At 46.5% G+C, this 22,529-nt stretch carries 18 protein-coding genes, 3 rRNA genes and 1 riboswitch; of the genes, 3 read left to right on the top strand and 18 right to left on the bottom strand.

Annotated features, from left to right (window positions below; translation table 11 throughout):
* Positions 1–2: 2 nt before the first annotated feature.
* From purB to ACYCS5_RS18930, 5 genes are all read right to left on the bottom strand, one after another.
* Positions 3–1,301, bottom strand: coding sequence for an adenylosuccinate lyase (gene purB, locus ACYCS5_RS18950; protein ID WP_340884366.1), 1,299 nt, complete (start codon positions 1,299–1,301; stop codon positions 3–5).
* A 2-nt stretch (positions 1,302–1,303) separates the two neighbouring features.
* Positions 1,304–2,479 (bottom strand): 5-(carboxyamino)imidazole ribonucleotide synthase, encoded by a 1,176-nt coding sequence (purK, locus tag ACYCS5_RS18945; RefSeq protein WP_459759951.1) that lies wholly within the window; start codon positions 2,477–2,479, stop codon positions 1,304–1,306.
* Complete coding sequence (purE, locus tag ACYCS5_RS18940; protein WP_014279837.1) at positions 2,476–2,961, bottom strand: 5-(carboxyamino)imidazole ribonucleotide mutase; 486 nt, start codon at positions 2,959–2,961, stop codon at positions 2,476–2,478. The genes purK and purE overlap by 4 nt, the downstream gene beginning before the upstream one ends.
* 148 nt (positions 2,962–3,109) lie before the next feature.
* Positions 3,110–3,211: riboswitch (purine riboswitch) on the bottom strand.
* Positions 3,212–3,561: 350 nt separating this feature from the next.
* The gene (locus ACYCS5_RS18935; RefSeq protein ID WP_039272354.1) at positions 3,562–3,996 is read right to left on the bottom strand and encodes a universal stress protein; all 435 of its coding nucleotides are present in this window, start codon (positions 3,994–3,996) and stop codon (positions 3,562–3,564) included.
* A gap of 147 nt (positions 3,997–4,143) precedes the next feature.
* Positions 4,144–4,407, bottom strand: coding sequence for a DUF1294 domain-containing protein (locus tag ACYCS5_RS18930; RefSeq protein WP_025719814.1), 264 nt, complete (start codon positions 4,405–4,407; stop codon positions 4,144–4,146).
* A gap of 193 nt (positions 4,408–4,600) precedes the next feature.
* Between ACYCS5_RS18930 and ACYCS5_RS18925 the strand changes: the two genes are divergently transcribed.
* Together ACYCS5_RS18925 and ACYCS5_RS18920 are read left to right on the top strand one after the other, a co-directional pair.
* Complete coding sequence (locus tag ACYCS5_RS18925) at positions 4,601–4,729, top strand: DUF4023 family protein (protein WP_013369463.1); 129 nt, start codon at positions 4,601–4,603, stop codon at positions 4,727–4,729.
* A 414-nt stretch (positions 4,730–5,143) separates the two neighbouring features.
* Complete coding sequence (locus tag ACYCS5_RS18920) at positions 5,144–6,304, top strand: type II asparaginase (protein ID WP_459759950.1); 1,161 nt, start codon at positions 5,144–5,146, stop codon at positions 6,302–6,304.
* Between the two features lie 181 nt (positions 6,305–6,485).
* Here the strand turns inward: ACYCS5_RS18920 and ACYCS5_RS18915 are convergent, their stop codons facing one another.
* The 11 genes from ACYCS5_RS18915 to ACYCS5_RS18865 form a co-directional block, all read right to left on the bottom strand.
* Positions 6,486–6,623, bottom strand: a complete 138-nt coding sequence (locus tag ACYCS5_RS18915) for a hypothetical protein (RefSeq protein WP_016819760.1) — start codon at positions 6,621–6,623, stop codon at positions 6,486–6,488.
* Positions 6,624–6,721: 98 nt separating this feature from the next.
* Positions 6,722–8,857: a DNA topoisomerase III gene (locus tag ACYCS5_RS18910; RefSeq protein WP_459759949.1), complete on the bottom strand. Its 2,136-nt coding sequence runs from the start codon at positions 8,855–8,857 to the stop codon at positions 6,722–6,724.
* A gap of 129 nt (positions 8,858–8,986) precedes the next feature.
* On the bottom strand, positions 8,987–9,979 hold the full coding sequence (locus ACYCS5_RS18905) for a beta-ketoacyl-ACP synthase 3 (protein WP_459759948.1): 993 nt from the start codon (positions 9,977–9,979) through the stop codon (positions 8,987–8,989).
* Between the two features lie 212 nt (positions 9,980–10,191).
* Positions 10,192–10,308: ribosomal RNA gene (rrf, locus tag ACYCS5_RS18900) — 5S ribosomal RNA — on the bottom strand.
* Between the two features lie 144 nt (positions 10,309–10,452).
* Positions 10,453–13,381: ribosomal RNA gene (locus ACYCS5_RS18895) — 23S ribosomal RNA — on the bottom strand.
* A gap of 403 nt (positions 13,382–13,784) precedes the next feature.
* A 16S ribosomal RNA gene (locus tag ACYCS5_RS18890) occupies positions 13,785–15,340 on the bottom strand.
* The 16S, 23S and 5S rRNA genes sit together here, the layout of an rRNA operon.
* A gap of 449 nt (positions 15,341–15,789) precedes the next feature.
* Positions 15,790–17,160, bottom strand: coding sequence for an NCS2 family permease (locus ACYCS5_RS18885; protein ID WP_023987039.1), 1,371 nt, complete (start codon positions 17,158–17,160; stop codon positions 15,790–15,792).
* A gap of 222 nt (positions 17,161–17,382) precedes the next feature.
* Entirely contained in the window at positions 17,383–17,772 is a 390-nt protein-coding gene (locus ACYCS5_RS18880; protein ID WP_220027006.1) for a nuclear transport factor 2 family protein, read from the bottom strand.
* A 40-nt stretch (positions 17,773–17,812) separates the two neighbouring features.
* Positions 17,813–18,751, bottom strand: a complete 939-nt coding sequence (locus tag ACYCS5_RS18875) for an NADP-dependent oxidoreductase (RefSeq protein ID WP_459759947.1) — start codon at positions 18,749–18,751, stop codon at positions 17,813–17,815.
* A 19-nt stretch (positions 18,752–18,770) separates the two neighbouring features.
* Positions 18,771–19,241 (bottom strand): MarR family winged helix-turn-helix transcriptional regulator, encoded by a 471-nt coding sequence (locus ACYCS5_RS18870; protein ID WP_341038743.1) that lies wholly within the window; start codon positions 19,239–19,241, stop codon positions 18,771–18,773.
* A gap of 114 nt (positions 19,242–19,355) precedes the next feature.
* A complete protein-coding gene (locus ACYCS5_RS18865) occupies positions 19,356–20,201 on the bottom strand; it encodes a LysR family transcriptional regulator (RefSeq protein ID WP_459759946.1) in 846 nt (281 codons plus the stop codon).
* 130 nt (positions 20,202–20,331) lie between these two features.
* On the opposite strand from ACYCS5_RS18865, the gene ACYCS5_RS18860 reads away from it, so the two are divergent.
* A complete protein-coding gene (locus tag ACYCS5_RS18860) occupies positions 20,332–21,462 on the top strand; it encodes a Gfo/Idh/MocA family protein (RefSeq protein WP_459759945.1) in 1,131 nt (376 codons plus the stop codon).
* A 69-nt stretch (positions 21,463–21,531) separates the two neighbouring features.
* On the opposite strand, the gene ACYCS5_RS18855 is transcribed toward ACYCS5_RS18860, so the two are convergent.
* Positions 21,532–22,149: a Type 1 glutamine amidotransferase-like domain-containing protein gene (locus ACYCS5_RS18855; protein ID WP_459759944.1), complete on the bottom strand. Its 618-nt coding sequence runs from the start codon at positions 22,147–22,149 to the stop codon at positions 21,532–21,534.
* A gap of 197 nt (positions 22,150–22,346) precedes the next feature.
* The gene (locus ACYCS5_RS18850; RefSeq protein WP_459759943.1) at positions 22,347–22,517 is read right to left on the bottom strand and encodes a hypothetical protein; all 171 of its coding nucleotides are present in this window, start codon (positions 22,515–22,517) and stop codon (positions 22,347–22,349) included.
* Positions 22,518–22,529: the final 12 nt, after the last annotated feature.

Here is a 22,529-nt window from a genome sequence, read left to right as displayed (position 1 = left end):
TCCTACTCCCCTAATCCCAGCTTTTTGAAGATCGTATCCACGTTCTTCAGATGCCAGGCTGGGTTAAAAGCATCCTCGATTTCGTCTGCGCTGAGCACGGCAGTAATTTCCGGGGTCGCCTCGACGATATCGCGGAACTGGCGTTGCTCTTCCCACGCCTGCATAGCACGCGGCTGCACGGTATCGTAGGCTTTTTCACGACTAAAGCCTTTATCGATCAGCTTCGTCATAATACGACCGGAGAACGGTACGCCGTACGTACGCGCCATATTGCGCTTCATATTTTCAGGGAAGACCGTCAGATTTTTCACGATATTGCCAAAGCGGTTCAGCATGTAGTTCAACAGCATCGTGGCATCCGGCAGAATAATGCGTTCTACGGAAGAATGCGAAATGTCGCGTTCATGCCATAGGGTTACGTTCTCATACGCCGATACCATATGCCCGCGAATCACACGTGCCAGACCGGAGATGTTTTCGCTTCCGATCGGATTGCGTTTATGCGGCATCGCGGAAGATCCTTTTTGACCCTTGGCAAAGGCTTCCTCCACCTCACGGAATTCACTCTTTTGCAGAGCACGGACTTCTGTAGCAAATTTGTCCAACGATGTGGCGATCAACGCTAACGTTGCCATGTATTCGGCATGACGGTCGCGCTGTAGCGTCTGTGTAGAAATCGGTGCAGGCTTGGTACCCAGCTTGCGGCATACAAATTCTTCTACAGACGGGTCAATGTTGGCGTATGTCCCAACTGCACCGGACATTTTACCGTATTGTACTTGGTCAGCGGCAAAACGAAAGCGTTCCAGATTGCGCTTCATTTCCTCGTACCACAATCCCATCTTCAGTCCGAATGTGGTCGGCTCGGCATGCACTCCATGTGTACGTCCCATCATTGGTGTATGCTTGTAAGCCAATGCCTTTTCCTTCAAAATTTCAATAAAATTCAAGATATCGCGTTCCAGGATTTCATTCGCCTGCTTTAACAGGTAGCCCAGTGCCGTATCAACTACGTCTGTAGAGGTTAGACCGTAATGTACCCATTTGCGCTCATCTCCAAGACTTTCAGACACCGTGCGAGTAAAAGCAATGACATCATGTCTTGTCTCCTGCTCAATTTCATATATCCGTTCAATATCAAAACTTGCATTCTTACGTAGAGCCACAGTATCCTCTTTTGGAATAACCCCTAATTCCGCCCAAGCTTCACAGGCACACAGCTCTACTTCCAGCCACGCTTTAAATTTATTTTCTTCCGTCCAAATCGCTCTCATTTCCGGTCTGCTATAGCGTTCGATCATGACTATTTACCCCCCCAAATATTGGTTTGTTCAATCCATTCCAGCGCTTGTTCCGCATCCTGGCACAATAGATTAATATGTCCCATCTTTCGGCCTGGCTTGGCTTCACTTTTTCCATACAAATGCAGCTTAGGTACAACATCCAACCTTTCAGCTTCAACATCCGATTGCGCAAACCGCCGAACCACATCCTCCAAATGCTCACCTAGCACATTGACCATCACGACGGAAGTCAGCAGCTTCGTGCTGCCCAAGGGTAAACCGCAAATCGCACGTATGTGCTGCTCGAATTGCGACGTGGCGCATGCCTCCATCGTGTAATGACCGGAGTTATGCGGTCGTGGTGCCAACTCATTAACGTATAACTGTCCGTCTTCGGTGACAAACATCTCCACAGCGAGCAGTCCCATCGCACCCAGCGACTCTGCCACAGCCAGCGCTAACTTTCGCGCTTCCTCCTGAACAGGTTCTGGCACGCGCGCAGGTACAATCGACGTGTGCAAAATATTGTTCACGTGAATGTTTTCCGCAGGTGGAAAGGCTTTAGCTTCACCGTTCGTGCTGCGAGCTACAATCACCGAGATTTCGCAGCGAAAACGAATGAACTGTTCCAATACCAGTTCCGCACCGTCTCCTGCCAATTGTTCGTAGGCAGCTAAGGCTTCCTCCGGTTGGCGAATGACCACTTGTCCCTTGCCATCATAACCACCGACTGCTGTCTTGAGCACACACGGTACACCCAGTTCAGCTACCGCTTGGGCCATATCCGCAGGACTACTAATTTCACGATACGGAGCGACAGGGACACCAGCAGCTTCAATAGAACGCTTTTCACGAAGACGATGCTGTGTTGTGTACAAAAGACTGCTGCCTTGCGGCACGCTGGATTCCTGTTCCAAAAGTGCAGCCACATCTGCGTCCACATTTTCAAACTCATACGTGATCACATCGCACCGACCAGCCAACTCTCTGGCCGCAAGCTCATCATCATAGGCAGCACGGATTTGTTCTGACACCTGTCCACACGGGCTATCAGGTGCAGGGTCCAGCGTCACAAAACGATATCCTAGGTTTGTCCCTGCTAGCACAAGCATTCTGCCCAGCTGTCCGCCTCCTAGAAGTCCAATCGTTGTACCTGGAGGACGGATGCGACCTGCAGATTCACATGCCTCATTCATAGTGAGTCACTGCCTTCCAGCACCTCATCACGGATACGGTCGCGTCTTGCCACAACCCGCTGACTTATCTTTTCGTCAAAAGCGCCTAATATTTGTGCGGCCAGCAGCCCTGCATTCGTAGCGCCTGCCTTACCGATTGCCACAGTGGCAACCGGAATACCACCCGGCATCTGCACAATGGAGAGCAAGGAGTCTAGACCATTCAGAGCCTTCGACTGGACAGGCACACCAATGACTGGCAAGGATGTCTTCGCAGCCACCATCCCTGGCAAATGCGCTGCCCCACCCGCTCCAGCAATAATGACCTTTAATCCACGCCCGGCGGCCTCTTCTGCAAAACGAAACATTAAATCCGGTGTACGATGGGCTGAAACTACCTTTTTCTCATATCCGATTTCAAGCTCGTCCAGCACAGCACATGCATGCTGCATGGTGTCCCAGTCTGATGTGCTGCCCATAATGACAGCGACCTGCACTGACATGTCCTTCACTCCCTGTTTATCAATAAGCGCCAAAAATCCGGCACTCGAAAATAACGTTATTTTCAAGACACCGGACTACGAAAAAACAAACGACAGAGCCTCTTAAAGGCAAGCCAAAAGCAAGCCTCTTCCACCGCATCCAATGCGGCTTCAGCCGTATGTCTCCCGTAGTCCGGAAATTTAAGGTTTCCAGGTAGAAACTTCCGGGCCATATCCCCGGCATTATACGAGTTAGCATTGTGCCTATTCCATACCCGACGATATTCTTTACAAGTATGATCGCGGTCTGTTTCGGCTCAAACATGTGTACCTTATTAAATTGTACCTAAAGTTCATTTTTTATCGACAATACACTTCCTAGTTTAACAATTCCCTACACCTTATGTCAACTCGAAAACGAACATTACAATAATCATGCAATAGAATGTTCGTGTTTAACAAAATCAACACCCTTATATACCCACAGGTCAGGACTATTGTATTACGTTTAGCTATCTATTACCTATCCTGATAACAGCGAGCGTACCGCATTCCACTGACAAAAATAAAAGTCGGCACTCCCTATACAGGCAGTAAACCGACTTTTACTTTCTTATTCAGTTATTTTACGACCAGCACAGGAATACGCGCATGCTGCACCACATTGTGGCTTACGCTACCCAATACAAATTCACGGATACCACCTAAACCGCGGCTACCGATCACAATCACATCGAAGCCATTCTCATTGGCATAATCCAAAATGACTTCGGCTGGTGAACCTTGAATGAGCTCCACCTTGGCATCTACACCTTGCTCAGCAAGCCGCTTTTTAACTTCATCGGTAGTTTGTTCGGCCAAATCGTAATATTCTTTATTTATCGAAGCCGGAATTGGTGCCAAACCTTCGCCCATAAAAATCCGCGGAAAATCAAATGCAGTTACCACCTCAAGCTGCGAGGACGATGATGTCTTGACTAATTCGGCTGCCTTCAGCAAAGCCTTGTTGGATGCATCCGAACCGTCATAAGCAAGCAATACTTTTGAAAATAGCATAATACGCACCTCTTCCTCATTCGGTTTGTTGATTCAAAGCCTGAAATATGTACTCCTGTTGTTGTTCATTCCATGACATCACTGGATGGCTGGAATAGTCTTCTCACTCATCATTAAACTTCCCTATGAGAAGCTAAACTCCTCGCCTTACCTTAAAAAATAACCATACAACAATGCGTTCATGAATAGCAACGCCGGAATACCTAATCTGAAACTCATATGCCGTGTTTTATGGCGTTTACGGTACATGGCTATTAGCACGCCTAAGGCTCCCCCGATCAGGGCCAGGAAAAACAACGTCCGTTCAGGTACACGATCACGATGTTTACGTGCTCTCTTTTTATCTTCCGACATTACCAGATAGCCTACTGCATTGATAAACAGCAGCCATACCAACAAGCCTGTCTGCAATGTCTCTCCCCCTTTTGCACACCGTACCAAGTTCAGGTATTAGGCCTTATATATCGTTCTCCCCTCATTATAACCCCACCCCTTTTACAGAAACAACGCCTCCCTTGACTTGGATAGCGTTTTTGCGGAAATAGTAAGGTGGCATAAGGGCGATCCCCGAGTGCATCTATTTCGTCTTAAAGGAGGAACTGCAATGGAAAGCACCCATGAATACGTTGAAAAGCTGCGAGAAAATGCTAAAAAGGCAGAACGCAACCGTAAACAAGGAAAAGGAACTCCCAGCGCCAGCCTGCCGACAAAACAGCATAGCAAAAACCCCTGATCATGGGATCTGCATTCAGCTGTAGAACCATGTTATTAACGTAAAATATCAACTTTACCTTGTCGTTCTCATTGAATGAAGTTAAAGGTAAACTCAGTTGTTCACCTTTCAACAAAAACAACAAGCAGACTCCTTATGAGATTTCTGCTTGTTGTTTTGTTTTTGCAAACATTTTTTATTCAGCCGTGGTCTTTACCTTAAACAACCGACTGTTCATCTTACTACATACACCTACCACACGTAATAAAGCGATTACATTTATAATAAATAAGTTCTAAAGTCATATTTCCTAACATAACTGTTGACTAAAAACAATTTTACACCCTATAATTCGTGATATTAACGTAATTCGACAAAATATTTGTCAGTTAATCTATCATTAATATTAGGTTTAAGATTGGAGAGGAGCTTTATATGACTAACATGAAAAAAATGACGATGATTCCCCTGTTGGCCAGCTTTATTCTCGGAGGTACCTTATGGAGTGGTGGATTTACCGCCAACGCTGCGGCAGCAGCTACAACCAGCACAACTGCACCTACTTCTACCACTATAACTTCGGACAAATCCGAAAAACCACAAACCAATCATTTACCCAATATTAAAATACTTGCCACGGGAGGGACCATTGCAGGATCATCTGCCGTCAACACGGATACAACCGGCTACAAAGCAGGCGCGTTGGGAGTGGAAACTCTAATCAATGCCGTTCCTGAGATGAAAAGTATTGCAAATGTCAGTGGTGAGCAAGTTGTTAATGTAGGTAGCCCCGATGTTAATAATGAGATCCTCTTAAAACTTGCCAAGCGCACCAATGAACTGCTTGCCAAAGACGATGTAGATGGCATTGTCATTACACATGGTACAGATACATTAGAAGAAACAGCTTATTTCCTCAATCTTGTTATCAAAAGCGATAAGCCAGTAGTTGTCGTTGGCTCCATGCGTCCAGCTACTGCCATCAGTGCCGATGGTCCCTTCAACCTCTATAATGCAGTGAAAGTCGCCGGGGCTTCGGCCTCTAAAGGTCAGGGCGTACTCGTCCTGCTGAACGACCGTATCGGTGCAGCAAGATACATCACCAAAACGAACACAACAACAGTCGATACGTTCAAATCTGTGGAGCAGGGATACCTTGGAGCTGTTGTGGGCGATCAAGTGTACTACTACAACAAATCCACACACAAGCATACGACTTCTTCTGTATTCGACATCTCTAACCTGACTCAACTGCCACAAGTAGATATTTTATACGAATATCAAAACAATGGTCGCTATCTGTATGATGCAGCCGTAGCAGCTGGTGCCAAGGGTATTGTCGTAGCTGGTTCCGGTAATGGTTCCTTGTCCAAGACCTCCTCAGAAGGCGCAGAGGCCGCAGGTAAAAAAGGAATAATCATTGCCCGCTCCAGCCGAGTGGGAAGTGGAGTGGTATCACCGTCAACAAAAGACGCGGCATCGAACTTTGTATCGACCGATTCACTCAATCCGCAAAAAGCACGGATTTTGCTCATGCTTGCTTTGACCCAAACACACGATGTTAACCAAATTCAATCCTTCTTTAATGAATACTAAGAACATTTATCCCAAATCAAATAAATACAACATCCTTATTATGAAAAAGAAGCAGCGATTACGGTTGATCACCGTAACTGCTGCTTTTTTTTGCAAGACAAGTCTAGCATTAATAACTACTTCATCTAATATCCAATCGTCTTGGTTCTATACAGTAATCCATCGTCCCTCCCACGCAGCATCAAGACTGCTGTTTGGGAATCCCATTCAAGCTTGGAGGATATTTCGCTTGCTTCTCTGGATGAGCAGCAATTTCCTCCTCCAGTATGCTTGATTTATTTTGCTGATTATTGATTTTAAGCGGTTTATGTTTGGGCATAAATACTCACCTCCTCGGATTACCATGCCAAGGAGTGATCGTTTTTATACCGACATGCACCTACTGATTATGTTGACTGCAGCACTTTTGGTCATCCGTTATTTGCCCTGCTTTTGTTCCATCGCTGCTTTTAGCAAATCACCCAAACTGGAGCCAAAAGATTCCTGCTTTTCAAATTGTCTTACTAGCTTTTGCTGTTCCCGTTTGTTTACCCGTTGCTTGTCCTTATCCAACGTCTCGGTAATGCCGCAGGGCAGGCATCTTACATACAATCCTGCTTTGCCCTCTTTCATTTCCATTTTCTTATGACACTGCGGGCAACGTCGATTGGACAAACGTTTTTCCCCTGAACGACGGTAACCGCAATCCGCACTTGGACATACAAGGAACTTGCCTTTCTTACCCTTCTTCTCCAATAGCTTTGTACCACAATCTGGACAATGACTATTCGTCACATTATGAGGCTTGTACTCCGCACTGCTATTTTTCACAGTGGAAACCAGCTCTTTCGCCATAGCACGAATAGAATTCAAAAACGGTTCCGGTTGTCCTTGACCACGAGCAATCCGTTCCAGCTCCGCTTCCCAACGTGCCGTCAGCTCAGGCGTTCGAAGCTGTGGAGCTGCCAGTTCAATCAGTTGCTTACCTTTCCCGGTTGGATGCATCACGTTCCCCTGACGCTCAATCGTATCCGAGCTGACAAGCTTTTCAATCAGATCGGCACGAGTAGCAGGAGTACCCAGTCCATGCTTTTCCATCTGAGCGAGCAGGGCTGCTTCCGTATACCGCTTCGGCGGCATCGTTCGCCCAGCTCGTACAAGACAACGCTGTAACCGGACGGAATCTCCTTTTTGCAGCTCAGGTAAAATAACGCCCCGTCCATTGTTTTCCCGATCCTCTGCTTCTTCATCATCCATATCATAATGGTTCGCGTCATATACAGCACGCCATCCGCTATCTTTTACCGTTGTGCCTTTTACGTGAAACGTCTCCTGCTCCACCGTAACTGATACGGCTACAGCATCATAACGTGCAGGTGGATAGAATAGACTGATAAACCGTCGTGCAATCAGATCATACAGCTTACGTTCCTCTGGGCTCAACTGATTAAGCAATAATGTCTGCTCAGTAGGAATAATCGCATGATGATCCGTGACTTTACTGTCATCCACAATTCGCTTTGTGATCGGCAGGTTGTTACGCAATAGCGGGCGTGCCAAGGAAGCATACGGGCCTACTGCTACACTACTGAGCCTTTCCTTAAGTGTGTCCACCATATCGGATGTCAGATAACGGCTGTCCGTACGTGGATAGGTCACCAGCTTATGCTGTTCATACAGACGCTGAAGCAGATTAGACGTCTGTTTGGCCGAAAAGCCGTAACGTTGGTTAGCATCTCTTTGCAGCTCCGTTAAATCATACGCCAGCGGGTGAGGCTCGTTCTTTTCGCTCTTTTTAACACTCGCAACTGTGCCTTTGGCCCCCTCAAGCCTACGGCGCAAAGCCTCTGCTTGAGTGCGGTCAAACATGCGTGAATCCCCGCTTTCTGCCCGCCAAGTTGCCTGAAAATCGCCGAAGTCCGCCGTCAAAGTATCATATTCCTGAGAACGGAATTCGGTAATTTCTTTCTCACGCTCCATAATCATCCCCAGCGTTGGTGTTTGGACTCTTCCCGCCGAAAGTTGGGCGTTATAACGACAAGTCAACGCGCGAGTTACATTGAGACCAATCATCCAGTCTGCTTCAGCTCTACAGCGAGCCGATTCATATAAACGATCAAACTGCTGACCAGGCAATAGCTTTGCGAAACCTGCTTTAATCGCCTTGTCCGTCTGCGAAGAGATCCATAAGCGCCGGAAGGGCTTTTTCCAGTTTGCCATTTGGATGATCCAGCGTGCCAACAATTCTCCTTCGCGAGCAGCATCTGTTGCCACGATAAGCTCTCCAATGTCCTGCCGCTTCATGAGCTGCTGTACAGCTTTGAACTGATGATTACTCTCGCGCAGTACCTTCAACTTTGAACTCTTCGGAAGAATAGGCAGGTCCTCTAAATTCCAGGTCGCATACTTAGAATCGTAATCCTCCGGCTCTGCTAAGCCGACCAAATGTCCCAGTGCCCACGTCACCACATACTGGGGTCCTTCTATATAACTTTTATGCTTCTCGCGGCTACCCATCACACGTGCAATCTCTCTGGCCACGGACGGTTTTTCTGCCAATACCAATACCTTCATGTTACGCTCCTTTCTCTCATAGTGTTAATTATACCATCCTGCCATCTTACGATAAATTCTAATACCAACGGCTCTTATTAACATGATCGTACATACTATTGCTATTACTTTTACATGGGTTAAGATAACTTACAAATCAGGCACACTCCATTTTAATAGCAGACCCGCATAGGTGAGGCCTCCGCCAAATCCATATAACAACACATGTTGTCCATACCGTAAACGTCCATCATCCAAACCACACTGCAAAGCCAACGGGATGGATGCCGCCGATGTATTACCATACAATTCTACGCTTGTCAGCGTTTTTTCCAAAGGTACTGTACTTCTTTCACATATGGACTCGATCATTCTCAAATTAGCGCTATGAGGTACAAACCAGTCAAGATCCTCCTTCTTCATATTTGCCTTATCCAATAATCGTTCGATTCCAGTTGGAACAGAGCGAACAGCCCATTTATAAACCTCACGTCCATTCTGCGCAATAAATCCATGGTCTTGCAGCTTCTCTCCATTTAAATGATCAGATAGTCCCACACGGTAAAGATGTGCTCCCCCTTGCCCATAGGTACCTATATCTGAAGTTAAAAATGATCCTTCATCATCGTCATATTCAACAAGTGCAACTCCTGCACCATCTCCAAAAAGTATACACGTCGTCCGATCCGTATAATCTGTAATTTTGGACAACGTTTCGGCTCCCACTACTAGCACCTTACGATGCAGACCACTTGTAATAAGGCCATTTGCCAAATGAAGTCCATAGGAAAAACCTGCACATGCTGCACTAATATCCATTGACCCTGTATTCGGAATATCAAAATGAGCCTGAATACGTGAAGCCGTGCTCGGAAAGTAGTAATCAGGTGTACTCGTCGCTACAATGATCATCTCAACATCGTTTATATTTACGTCATACAGGTTAATCATACGTGTAATAGCTTGTATGCATAAATCAGATACATATTGATCTTCAGCCGCAATGCGTCTTTCATGCATACCCGTTCTCTGTACAATCCACTCGTTACTGGTATCGACAAGCTTCTCCAAGTCAGCGTTCGTCAAAATCCGTTCAGGTACATAAGTGCCAAAGGCCGTAAGCTTAGCTTTTGAATTCAACAATCTGATCACTCTCCTTTGTAATCCTTATTCACATTATAACACCAGATACTAATACCTGGTACTAAATTATTTTAAAACCGTCTTCTTATTACTAGTTAATATCCACTTATCCAGTTAAACTTATAACAAGCTCAATTTAAATAAAATCCCACTGCCTTTTAACGCAAAAAAAGACCATGATCTTATGAAGATCATAGTCTCTTTTGCTTGTTGCTTGGCGACGTCCTACTCTCCCAGGACCCTGCGGTCCAAGTACCATCGGCGCTGGAGGGCTTAACGGTCGTGTTCGGGATGGGTACGTGTGGAACCCCTCCGCTATCGCCACCAAACATGAATCTGCTGAGCAAATTCTTTTTCAGGAATCAGCATCGCCAAATGCTGTGTGTTCGCTTGTTCCATATAAGCCACTTGTGCTTATACAATACAAAACTTACACCCTGAAAACTGGATCCGAAACTCATTGCGTTTTATCTTAGGATAAGCCCTCGACCGATTAGTATTGGTCAGCTCCATGCATTACTGCACTTCCACCCCCAACCTATCTACCTCGTCGTCTTCAAGGGGTCTTACTAATTGGGAAATCTCATCTTGAGGGGGGCTTCACGCTTAGATGCTTTCAGCGCTTATCCCTTCCGTACATAGCTACCCAGCGGTGCTCCTGGCGGAACAACTGGTACACCAGCGGTACGTCCATCCCGGTCCTCTCGTACTAAGGACAGCTCCTCTCAAATTTCCTACGCCCACGACAGATAGGGACCGAACTGTCTCACGACGTTCTGAACCCAGCTCGCGTACCGCTTTAATGGGCGAACAGCCCAACCCTTGGGACCTACTTCAGCCCCAGGATGCGATGAGCCGACATCGAGGTGCCAAACCTCCCCGTCGATGTGGACTCTTGGGGGAGATAAGCCTGTTATCCCCAGGGTAGCTTTTATCCGTTGAGCGATGGCCCTTCCATGCGGTACCACCGGATCACTAAGCCCGACTTTCGTCCCTGCTCGACTTGTAGGTCTCGCAGTCAAGCTCCCTTCTGCCTTTGCACTCTTCGAATGATTTCCAACCATTCTGAGGGAACCTTGGGGCGCCTCCGTTACTCTTTAGGAGGCGACCGCCCCAGTCAAACTGCCCACCTGACACTGTCCTCGCACCGGTTCACGGTACCAAGTTAGAACCTAGATACGATCAGGGTGGTATCCCAAGGATGCCTCCCTTCAAGCTGGCGCTCAAAGTTCTACGGCTCCCACCTATCCTGTACAGATCGTACCCAAATTCAATATCAAGCTGCAGTAAAGCTCCATGGGGTCTTTCCGTCTTGTCGCGGGTAACCTGCATCTTCACAGGTATTAAAATTTCACCGGATCTCTCGTTGAGACAGCGCCCAAGTCGTTACGCCATTCGTGCGGGTCAGAATTTACCTGACAAGGAATTTCGCTACCTTAGGACCGTTATAGTTACGGCCGCCGTTTACTGGGGCTTCGGTTCATAGCTTCGCCCCGAAGGGCTTACCACTCCCCTTAACCTTCCAGCACCGGGCAGGCGTCAGCCCGTATACTTCGCCTTGCGGCTTCGCACAGACCTGTGTTTTTGCTAAACAGTCGCTTGGGCCTTTTCACTGCGGCCCCCTCGGGCTATTCACCCTACCGAGGCACCCCTTCTCCCGAAGTTACGGGGTCATTTTGCCGAGTTCCTTAACGAGAGTTCTTCCGCGCGCCTTAGAATTCTCTTCTCGCCTACCTGTGTCGGTTTGCGGTACGGGCACCTTCTCCTGACTAGAGGCTTTTCTTGGCAGTCTGAGATCATGACCTTCGCTACTACAATTTTCGCTCCCCATCACAGCCCAGCCTTAACGATGTGCGGATTTGCCTACACATCAGCCTCACTGCTTAGACGGACATCCATCAGTCCGCGTCACTACCCTACTGCGTCACCCCATCGCTCATAGCGGATTACGGTGGTACAGGAATTTCGACCTGTTGTCCTTCGACTACGCCTATCGGCCTCGCCTTAGGTCCCGACTTACCCTGAGCGGACGAACCTTCCTCAGGAACCCTTAGGCTTTCGGCGGATCTGATTCTCACAGATCTTTTCGTTACTCATACCGGCATTCTCACTTGAATGCAGTCCAGCGCTCCTTACGGTACACCTTCAACCCGCATTCAACGCTCCCCTACCCCTGATGCAAGCATCAAGCCATAGCTTCGGTGGTGTGTTTAGCCCCGTTACATTTTCGGCGCAGAGTCACTCGACCAGTGAGCTATTACGCACTCTTTCAATGGTGGCTGCTTCTAAGCCAACATCCTGGTTGTCTGTGCAACTCCACATCCTTTCCCACTTAACACACACTTGGGGACCTTAGCTGATGGTCTGGGCTGTTTCCCTTTCGACAATGGATCTTAGCACTCACTGTCTGACTCCCGGAACTAAATCTATGGCATTCGGAGTTTGACTGAGCTTGGTAACCCTTGCGGGCCCCGCACCCAATCAGTGCTCTACCTCCACGATTCTTCTTTCCGAGGCTAGCCCTAAAGCTATTTCGGGGAGAACCAGCTATCTCCGGGTTCGATTGGAATTTCTCCGCTACCCCCACCTCATCCCCGCATTTTTCAACATGCGTGGGTTCGGGCCTCCAGTGCGTGTTACCGCACCTTCACCCTGGACAGGGGTAGATCACCCGGTTTCGGGTCTACGTCCACGTACTCAAATCGCCCTATTCAGACTCGCTTTCGCTGCGGCTTCAGCTCTTCACCTTAACCTTGCACGGGAACGTAACTCGCCGGTTCATTCTACAAAAGGCACGCCATCACCCCTAGATCGGGCTCTGACTTCTTGTAAGCACACGGTTTCAGGATCTATTTCACTCCCCTTCCGGGGTGCTTTTCACCTTTCCCTCACGGTACTGCTTCACTATCGGTCGCCAGGGAGTATTTAGCCTTGGCAGATGGTCCTGCCGGATTCATACGGGGTTTCACGTGCCCCGCACTACTCGGGATCCGTCTCGGAGAGAACAAGTTTTGAACTACAGGGCTTTTACCTTCTCTGGCGGGCCTTTCCAGACCTCTTCATCTAACCGGTTCCTTTGTAACTCCATGTGAGACGTCCCACAACCCCAAGGAGCAAGCTCCTTGGTTTGGGCTAATCCGCGTTCGCTCGCCGCTACTGACGGAATCACTATTGTTTTCTCTTCCTCAGGGTACTTAGATGTTTCAGTTCCCCTGGTCTGCCTCTCACTCACCTATGAATTCAGTGAGTAGTGACTGTCGATGAAGACAGTCGGGTTTCCCCATTCGGACATCCCCGGATCAAAGCTTGCTTACAGCTCCCCGAGGCCTTATCGTTGTTCGCCACGTCCTTCGTCGGCTCCTGGCGCCTAGGCATCCTCCGTGTGCTCTTTGTAGCTTAACCTAGACTTTTCTTTGATAAAAGAAAATGTCGATGTTCGATAAAGAATGATTTTTGCCAAAAGCAAAAGATCTTTCCTTACCTGCTACCTTTATTTCACTTGTTTGCACAAGATCAGCTTAAAGGAATATTCTAAAACGCAATTTCGTTTCGGTATCCAGTTTTCAAGGTGCAATTCGCTTCATCGAAGCGAAACCCGATGAATATTTCGGTTCCACACGAATGTGTGAATGAAGTATTCGTCGAAGCTTGAGAGTTTGAGCTCTCAAAACTGAGCAACGAGTGAGTAAGTTCAGGATATTCATTTCATTCACACGAACGTGATGAACCGAAATGAATATCCGGTCGCAGGTACGTTATACCTGCTAATTTGAATGTTTCCATCGCAGGAAACGATTCTCCATAGAAAGGAGGTGATCCAGCCGCACCTTCCGATACGGCTACCTTGTTACGACTTCACCCCAATCATCTACCCCACCTTCGGCGGCTGGCTCCCTTGCGGGTTACCCCACCGACTTCGGGTGTTGTAAACTCTCGTGGTGTGACGGGCGGTGTGTACAAGACCCGGGAACGTATTCACCGCGGCATGCTGATCCGCGATTACTAGCAATTCCGACTTCATGTAGGCGAGTTGCAGCCTACAATCCGAACTGAGACCGGCTTTTCTAGGATTGGCTCCACCTCGCGGCTTCGCTTCCCGTTGTACCGGCCATTGTAGTACGTGTGTAGCCCAGGTCATAAGGGGCATGATGATTTGACGTCATCCCCACCTTCCTCCGGTTTGTCACCGGCAGTCTGCTTAGAGTGCCCAGCTTGACCTGCTGGCAACTAAGCATAAGGGTTGCGCTCGTTGCGGGACTTAACCCAACATCTCACGACACGAGCTGACGACAACCATGCACCACCTGTCTCCTCTGTCCCGAAGGAAAGGCCTATCTCTAGACCGGTCAGAGGGATGTCAAGACCTGGTAAGGTTCTTCGCGTTGCTTCGAATTAAACCACATACTCCACTGCTTGTGCGGGTCCCCGTCAATTCCTTTGAGTTTCAGTCTTGCGACCGTACTCCCCAGGCGGAATGCTTAATGTGTTAACTTCGGCACCAAGGGTATCGAAACCCCTAACACCTAGCATTCATCGTTTACGGCGTGGACTACCAGGGTATCTAATCCTGTTTGCTCCCCACGCTTTCGCGCCTCAGCGTCAGTTACAGCCCAGAGAGTCGCCTTCGCCACTGGTGTTCCTCCACATCTCTACGCATTTCACCGCTACACGTGGAATTCCACTCTCCTCTTCTGCACTCAAGCTCCCCAGTTTCCAGTGCGACCCGAAGTTGAGCCTCGGGATTAAACACCAGACTTAAAGAGCCGCCTGCGCGCGCTTTACGCCCAATAATTCCGGACAACGCTTGCCCCCTACGTATTACCGCGGCTGCTGGCACGTAGTTAGCCGGGGCTTTCTTCTCAGGTACCGTCACTCTTGTAGCAGTTACTCTACAAGACGTTCTTCCCTGGCAACAGAGCTTTACGATCCGAAAACCTTCATCACTCACGCGGCGTTGCTCCGTCAGGCTTTCGCCCATTGCGGAAGATTCCCTACTGCTGCCTCCCGTAGGAGTCTGGGCCGTGTCTCAGTCCCAGTGTGGCCGATCACCCTCTCAGGTCGGCTACGCATCGTCGCCTTGGTAGGCCTTTACCCCACCAACTAGCTAATGCGCCGCAGGCCCATCCACAAGTGACAGATTACTCCGTCTTTCCTCCCTCACCCATGCAGGAAAAGGATATATCGGGTATTAGCTACCGTTTCCGGTAGTTATCCCTGTCTTGTGGGCAGGTTGCCTACGTGTTACTCACCCGTCCGCCGCTAGGTTGTTTAGAAGCAAGCTTCTAAACAACCTCGCTCGACTTGCATGTATTAGGCACGCCGCCAGCGTTCGTCCTGAGCCAGGATCAAACTCTCCATTAAAGACCAACCGAAGTTGGTTTATAGAAAGAGCGATAAGCTCATGTTGAAACTGACGAGATAAAAATATCTCTTGTTTGATTTTGCGAACAAAATCGTTTTACTCACTCGTTGTTCAGTTTTCAAAGATCAAACATTCTTTATCCATTGATTCAGCTTGTCGCCTCGTCAACTCTTATAATATATCATGTCCGAACCAACTTTGCAAGCATTTTTTAAAAAAACTTTTTTTGTAACACTCGCTCGCAATATTGTATTTCTTGGCCGGAATTAGAATATACCATATACACATCCCGTTTGCAAGCATTTTTTATGTGAAATTCATAATACTTTATTTATTATTCATTTTCCTTCTATATAATAGCTCCGTTGTATCTATCTGCGTCTAACTACAAACAAAGAACCTCTTCCCTTAAGCAACAGGAAGAGGTTCTTTGTTCTATATCTACTGATTATTCTGAGCCCATAAAGGCAAAGCGGATTACTACAATAATAGCAAGCACCCACATGAGCCAGTGAATTTTAACTTTATTGCTGGTAAATAGATTACTGAATACAGCCAGTACAACGTAAGACAGGATACCAGCAGAAATACCATTCGCGATTCCACCTGTGAAAGGCATCAGCACGATAGTCAAAAATGCAGGAAACGCCAACAGAAAGTTATCCCAGTCGATGTTGCGAACCTGACTCATCATTAGGACCCCAACGATAATCAGAGCTGGAGCAGTAGCAGCAGAAGGCACAACCAGAGCCAACGGTGCAATAAACAGGGCCAACAAGAACAGAACACCTGTCGTTACAGCAGTCAGTCCGGTACGTCCGCCTTCTTCTACCCCTGCGGAGCTTTCTACGAATGCTGTAATCGTACTTGTACCCAATACAGCACCGGTACTTACGCCAACAGCATCCACCAGCATCGCTTTACCGATAATTTTCTCGCCTTTTTTCTTATCTTTCATTATACCCGCGCGAGTAGCTGTACCTACCAAAGTACCGAACGTATCAAACAACTCTACAAATGTGAAAATGAAAATGATATCAAACAGACCAATATGCAAAGCTGCTTTCAAGTCTAACTGGCCTACAGCCAAATTACTGAAATCAGGAATCCAGTTGCCTGTTGTCAAGCTACTCAGATTCGTTACTCCCATCGGAATACCGATTAATGTAGTAGCTACGATCCCAATCAGCAATGCACCTTTAACCCGAACGACCATCAGTGCTGCGATAATAAGCAATCCGATTAGGGCCAGCAGTGCATCCTTTTGATGTACCAGACTTCCCAAAATCAAATTAAAAGCATGACCCGGAACCGGTTGACCAACATCTGTCCCTGGAACGATACTCACCATAACCAGATTACAAAGCTTGAAGCCGACAATCGTAATAAACAAGCCGATACCCACTGTAATAGCTGTCTTTAAATTTTCCGGAACCGCAACAAGCAGCATCTGTCTTACTCGTGTCACGGTTAAAATCAGAAAGACGATACCGGATATAAATACAGCGCCAAGTGCCGCTTGCCAAGTAATCATGCCATTAGAACTCAGGACTACAGTCATAAAATAAGCATTCAAGCCCATACCCGGCGCCATGCCGATCGGCACATTAACGAATAACCCCATCAGGATGGTAACCAAACCTGCACCTACGGCCGTCGCAAAAAAGACAGCTTCACTGGGCATACCTGCTCCAGTCGGACCTAAAAAGGTATTGTTGACCACCAAAATATAAGCCATGGTCATAAAAGTAGTAATCCCCGCTATAATTTCTGTGCGGACGTTCGTGCCATGTTCCTTTAATTTAAAGAAACGCTCCATGAGTCGTAATTCCTCCTACGCAAAGCATACTCGTATTGTTGTCGTTCGTTTGAAGTAATATTCGCATTCAATGCGCTATATTATTACATTCGTTATTTTAGGCTCTCACCTACTGCTTGTCAACAGAAAAAGCGAATGTTACAAATTAAACATATATGTATTGTTCGGAAAACAGAAAACCCGCAAGCTATTATGCAGCTAACGGGTTATCATTTAAGGGAATCAGATGTTTTTGTACTTATCAAATGCATTCGCTGTGTCTGGGATATTCTCCAGATAAACGATCTTACCTTCCGCATCCAGCCGGGCCTTGTCCACTCCAGTAAGTGTATAAACTTCGCCTGTTGCTTTTTTACCACACACTGCCCATTTGGTTTGATAGGTATCAGGTTCTCTGGGTACAGGTTTCCAACCTTCATACATATGCTTGATTTCGAGCGATCCCTCAAAGAACATATTCAAGAAGCTTTTCCAACTGTTCATACCTTGTTTTCGATCACCATTCAATACAAACTCAATCTTCTCAGAAAAAAGGCTAATTAATCGCTCTCTACTCTTCTCGTCATCTTTTGCTAAATCATAGTAGTGAAAATAATCTTCTAAAATCTTCATCGTGCGCAATTCCATTCGTGCTGTATATGTGTATTCATCCTTATGAGAAGGTTATTGCAATTTTTCCAACAGCATGGTGGGTTTCGCTTAAAGCGTGTGCATCATATAAGCCTTTTTGCGAAAAAGGAAACGTCGCTCCCACTACCGATCTTACTTTCTTTCGCTCCAACAGGTCGGCAATTTCCTGCAGTTGCTGTCCGTTGGGCTCCAGCCATATATTTTTGGCCGTTACGTTGTACTCCTTTACCAGCTCTTCGTCAAAATTGCTCACAATGGATATGATCCGTCCAGTGCCCCTTTTCATTACCTTAAAGCTATTCTTCTGAACATCCCCGCCCATCGTATCGAACACCACGTCCACATCAGATAAAACTTCCTCAAAACGAGTTGTGTGATAGTCAATGATTTGGTCGGCTCCCAATGAAGCAAGCAATTCATGATTACGCTCACTGGCTGTAGTAATGACATAGGCTCCGGCTTGTTTGGCAAACTGGATAGCAAACATGCCTACGCCACCTGCACCTGCGTGGATTAATACTTTTTCCCCTTTGGTCAGTTGACCATGTGTAAAAAGCGCCTGCCAAGCAGTCAACCCCGCCAAAGGTACAGAAGCGGCTTCCTCCCAAGAAATTGAGGCAGGTTTACGCGCCAACAGGTGATCATCCACCAAGGTATACTCGGCATAAGTACCGAACCGTGTGGTGTCCGGGCGTGCAAACACTTCATCTCCCACTTTCCAATCGGTGACCTCGCTGCCTACTTCCGAAATAGTGCCGGCTACATCCCAGCCTAAAATAATCGGGAACTCCCAATCCATCATTTGTTTTAAGTAACCTTCACGCAACTTCCAGTCAATTGGGTTGATGGAGGTAGCCGCCACTTTGACTACAACCTGATGAGCCAGTGGTGTAGGAGTAGGCACTTCTCTTTCTTTCAATTCATCCTTGCTTCCATACTGATCTATAACGATGGCTTTCATATTCATTTCCTCCTCACATTTATATATTCTTCACATTGTTAGACATACGCTGTAGTACATCTGTCAAAGCCACAATTTCCTCATCTGTAAACTTACATAGCAGCTTTTCCTGGAAGGCTTGTCTTTGCTCTGACAAAACTTGCAGCTCTTGAACCCCTAATTCGGTCAAACGTATATAGGTCACACGCTTATCCTGCTCTTTTTTACTACGTAAAATCAGACCTTCCTCTTCCAGCCTTCGTAGATGTCGAGTCACTGCTGCACCATCCAGAACGAGCAGATGTTGGAGCTCTAGCTGGCTTAGTTCCTGACGATGGTCAATATGATACAAAATTTCAACCTTGGTAAAACTGGTTTTTAACTGTGCTTCAAAAGCGTTATTCATTTCTTTACACAAAAGATGCATGCGATAAAACAACTGACTTTTTTCAGAGCAATGTTCGATGACAAACCATCCTCCTAATACTTGACCTATCAATTGATACATCAAGTATTATACACCCTCACTAAAAATAAACAAGTCCTGAGACAAGTCTATATAGACAAATCCTACAATTCAAGAATACTCAAGCTAAACAAATAGCCTGAGCATTCTTGAATTGTATTAGATCGTATTATTGATTTCGATAAATTTATGTTCAATCGCTGTCATTTCGTGATTTGGCCGGGTTATTAAATATGTATCCATGTAGCCAAAGGTTGGGGGAGTGGGCAAATAGGATGTTACTTTGAATTGCCGCGCCAGCCTTTTGGACATGAGGGTGATTCCCATTCCCATCAAGGAAAATTGTACCATCGTTTCAAACACACCAACCTCCACAACCTCGCCATGGGTCAATTGCATGTCCTGATACATCTTCTCTAAATACGTGAGGTACAGGCAGCCATCCGACAATATGATAATAGACGCTCCTTGGAGTACCTGTTTAAGATCCGAGCCTTCATGTATGCCTTTCCCCACCAGTACCAGATCTTCACGGCATATTTTTTGATAATGAATATACGGGTTAGCGGGATACCCTGTAACAAAAGCAATATCGAGTTCGCCGTCAAGGATCAATCGCTCCATTTCCGTGGTGGTTCCGGTTTTTAATGTAACCGAAGCCTGCGGATACAGCTCATATACCTTCGTGAGCGCCCTCGTTGTTTCCCCCGCCACAATGGACTGCATCGTACCGATGCGCAGCTTTTCTTCCTGCGGTCTCATTTTCATCTCCGTGTCTTGCCACAGCAACAACATTTGCTTGAACTGAGCATATAGGATTTCTCCTGCAGGTGTCAGCTCCATACCCCGGGGCTTTCGGTAAAATAGCGCTGTGCCGTAATGGGCCTCCAGCTTCTTTATTTTAGCCGTCATATTCGATTGCAGATGATTCAGCTTTTGGGCAGCTTCTGTCAGGCTTCTCAGCTCTGCCACCGAAACAAACGCCTGCATATTTTCAATATCCATCCCTTCACCTCCCATCAAATAAAATGATACCTATATCATAAACAAGCATTATTATTTATGAGTTAAGTGTATTATATTGACCTTGGACGCTACTTTCCACCCTCATTTAAAAATTAGGAGGTATGGCAACATGGTAATAAAGAAGATTCGTGCAGGTATCGTAGGAGGTTTGATGAATAATAAATGGGCTAGTCAAACGCATATTCCGGCGTTGCTCAAGCACTCAAACCTGGATATCACTGCCGTCGGTACCTCCCGTATGGAGAGTGCACGACAAAGTGCAGAAGAAGTAGGGGCAGCACTGGCTTTTGATGATGTCAAAAAGCTCGCAGCTTCCGAGGATGTGGACATGGTCGTGGTGAGCGTAAAAGTTCCCCATCATTATGAGGCGGTGATGGCGGCAATTCATGAGAGAAAGCATATTTTTTGTGAATGGCCCTTGGGGGCAAACACTGCAGAAGCTGCTGAAATGGTCAAGGCGGCGGCACTGGCAGGCATTCATCATACCGTCGGCTTGCAGGCACGGCAAGATCTTGAAGTGCAAACGATGAAAAAGTTGGTGGAGAGCGGAGAGATTGGTGAAATTCTATCCTGCCATATGCAAGTAGCTACTTCCGGCAAAGGTGGACAAGTAAATCAGGACACTGCTTATTTGCTGAACAGAGCCAATGGCGCTAATCTACTAACGATTAACGGCGGGCATTCTCTGGATGCGCTGCAATACATCGTTGGCGAATTCCGCGAGCTATCAGCCATCACATCATCTCGCTATAATGAAGCCACTATTCAGGAAACGGGTGAAGTCATTTCCAAGGATACAGCCGATCAGATTCTGATTCACGGACTATTGGAAAAGGGGGCGCCGATATCCGTTCACATTCAGGGCGGAGTGAATTCTAAGTTTGAGATAGAGATTCAGGGGAAAAAGGGCATTTTGCGTTTGACACAGAATCCTTCGCTTGGGCATGTTCAATTTGGGAATCTGGCGCTCGAAAAACTTGCGTACGATCCAAGCAGTACGCAGAGTCATGGTCCTAATGGGGCGTTTGAACAAATAAGTGTAACTGCTGAGCCTGATGGCGGACTGGATTTTCCAAAACAAGGGGTAACCCTGAATGTAGCCAAGGCTCATCATGTATTTGCCGAGGATATTTTGACGGGCACCCGTCTCGCTCCTGATTTCAACCATGCCTTAAAGCTGCATCAGCTACTGGATCGCATCGAGGAATCGGCTGCAACCGGGAAAAAGATTGTATGGTAAGGTAGAATTATAAAAAAGAACATTCAGTACCACGATGATGTGGAATTGAATGTTCTTGATCTTTTAAAATCATGCATTCTCGACTTTTATCCTATCACCTTCAACCAAAATAACTTCCGCGTTGCTGATTGGATATAAATTTAATTGGCTGCCATATTCCTCAATGATGTTCTCCACCGCTTTTTTAAACGGGATGTTCGTATGGTGGGGGACTGGATAGAATTCAATGGTCCCGAGCGCAACAAAGGAATCCAAAGCAGGCGCTTCCTGCACATTGTCCATAAGTCGGGCATATTCGATATTCGGTGATAAAATCATCGAACCTGCCGATTCACCTATGTATAACTTCCCTGCATTAACTTCATCAGCAATGATTTTGTCAGCCCCGGTTCTTCTTAACTCTTGAAGTAAATAAAATGTGCTGCCTCCGGTAATATAAATATAGTCATTTCCTCTAATTTTACTCTCTATTTCATTCAATGGTGCTGTGCTGATTTCGATTTCATCCACGACTAATCCTAAATTCTCTAATGCTTTTTTCCCTGAATTCACATAAAACTTAACTTTCTCTGGAATACTCGCGGTTGGGATGAAGGTGACTTTTTTTCCTTCTAAGTTTTCACCAGCGAAATGGACTAAGCATGGTGCAACATCCTTAAATGAGGACGATAGAAATAATTTTTTCACTCTTTATTCTCCTTAGAACAACGTTTAATGAAACGAGATATGTAACACTTTAATCTAGGTACATTATAAAATATATTAGTATCAAAACATGACACCATTAGAGCATGACATGAAAAAGAGGTGAACGTTTAATTTCATACTTGATTTAAGCTATTTATAGCTTGAATCTAATAAAACCATATAAAAAAGGAGATACATTACCATTGAATAATATCTCCTTTTTTCAACTTCATATTCCGTTTTGCAACAACAAATGACTTCATATCCCGTCCTTGCTTGCCCCCGTAAAAAAGACTCCAACCGCATAGCGATACTTCGCCGATACGGAGGAGTCCTGATGTTGTATTGGTAAATCTTAAAGGATTCATGGTTACGGCGCG

The organism is Paenibacillus sp. SEL3 (genome assembly GCF_054602585.1).
The sequence above is the reverse complement of the archived record's forward strand: the minus strand, read 5'-3'. Positions and strand labels throughout refer to the sequence as shown.

What these genes read in the sequence shown, in the direction of transcription:
- ACYCS5_RS18865 (WP_459759946.1), bottom strand. Translation starts at nt 20,201, where the DNA reads ATGGATATTGAAAATATGCAGGCGTTTGTTTCGGTGGCAGAGCTGAGA.
- ACYCS5_RS18935 (WP_039272354.1), bottom strand. Translation starts at nt 3,996, where the DNA reads ATGCTATTTTCAAAAGTATTGCTTGCTTATGACGGTTCGGATGCATCC.
- purK (WP_459759951.1), bottom strand. Translation starts at nt 2,479, where the DNA reads ATGAATGAGGCATGTGAATCTGCAGGTCGCATCCGTCCTCCAGGTACA.
- ACYCS5_RS18925 (WP_013369463.1), top strand. Translation starts at nt 4,601, where the DNA reads ATGGAAAGCACCCATGAATACGTTGAAAAGCTGCGAGAAAATGCTAAA.
- purE (WP_014279837.1), bottom strand. Translation starts at nt 2,961, where the DNA reads ATGTCAGTGCAGGTCGCTGTCATTATGGGCAGCACATCAGACTGGGAC.
- ACYCS5_RS18850 (WP_459759943.1), bottom strand. Translation starts at nt 22,517, where the DNA reads ATGAATCCTTTAAGATTTACCAATACAACATCAGGACTCCTCCGTATC.
- ACYCS5_RS18875 (WP_459759947.1), bottom strand. Translation starts at nt 18,751, where the DNA reads ATGAAAGCCATCGTTATAGATCAGTATGGAAGCAAGGATGAATTGAAA.
- ACYCS5_RS18910 (WP_459759949.1), bottom strand. Translation starts at nt 8,857, where the DNA reads ATGAAGGTATTGGTATTGGCAGAAAAACCGTCCGTGGCCAGAGAGATT.
- ACYCS5_RS18885 (WP_023987039.1), bottom strand. Translation starts at nt 17,160, where the DNA reads ATGGAGCGTTTCTTTAAATTAAAGGAACATGGCACGAACGTCCGCACA.
- ACYCS5_RS18880 (WP_220027006.1), bottom strand. Translation starts at nt 17,772, where the DNA reads ATGAAGATTTTAGAAGATTATTTTCACTACTATGATTTAGCAAAAGAT.
- ACYCS5_RS18915 (WP_016819760.1), bottom strand. Translation starts at nt 6,623, where the DNA reads ATGCCCAAACATAAACCGCTTAAAATCAATAATCAGCAAAATAAATCA.
- purB (WP_340884366.1), bottom strand. Translation starts at nt 1,301, where the DNA reads ATGATCGAACGCTATAGCAGACCGGAAATGAGAGCGATTTGGACGGAA.
- ACYCS5_RS18860 (WP_459759945.1), top strand. Translation starts at nt 20,332, where the DNA reads ATGGTAATAAAGAAGATTCGTGCAGGTATCGTAGGAGGTTTGATGAAT.
- ACYCS5_RS18920 (WP_459759950.1), top strand. Translation starts at nt 5,144, where the DNA reads ATGACTAACATGAAAAAAATGACGATGATTCCCCTGTTGGCCAGCTTT.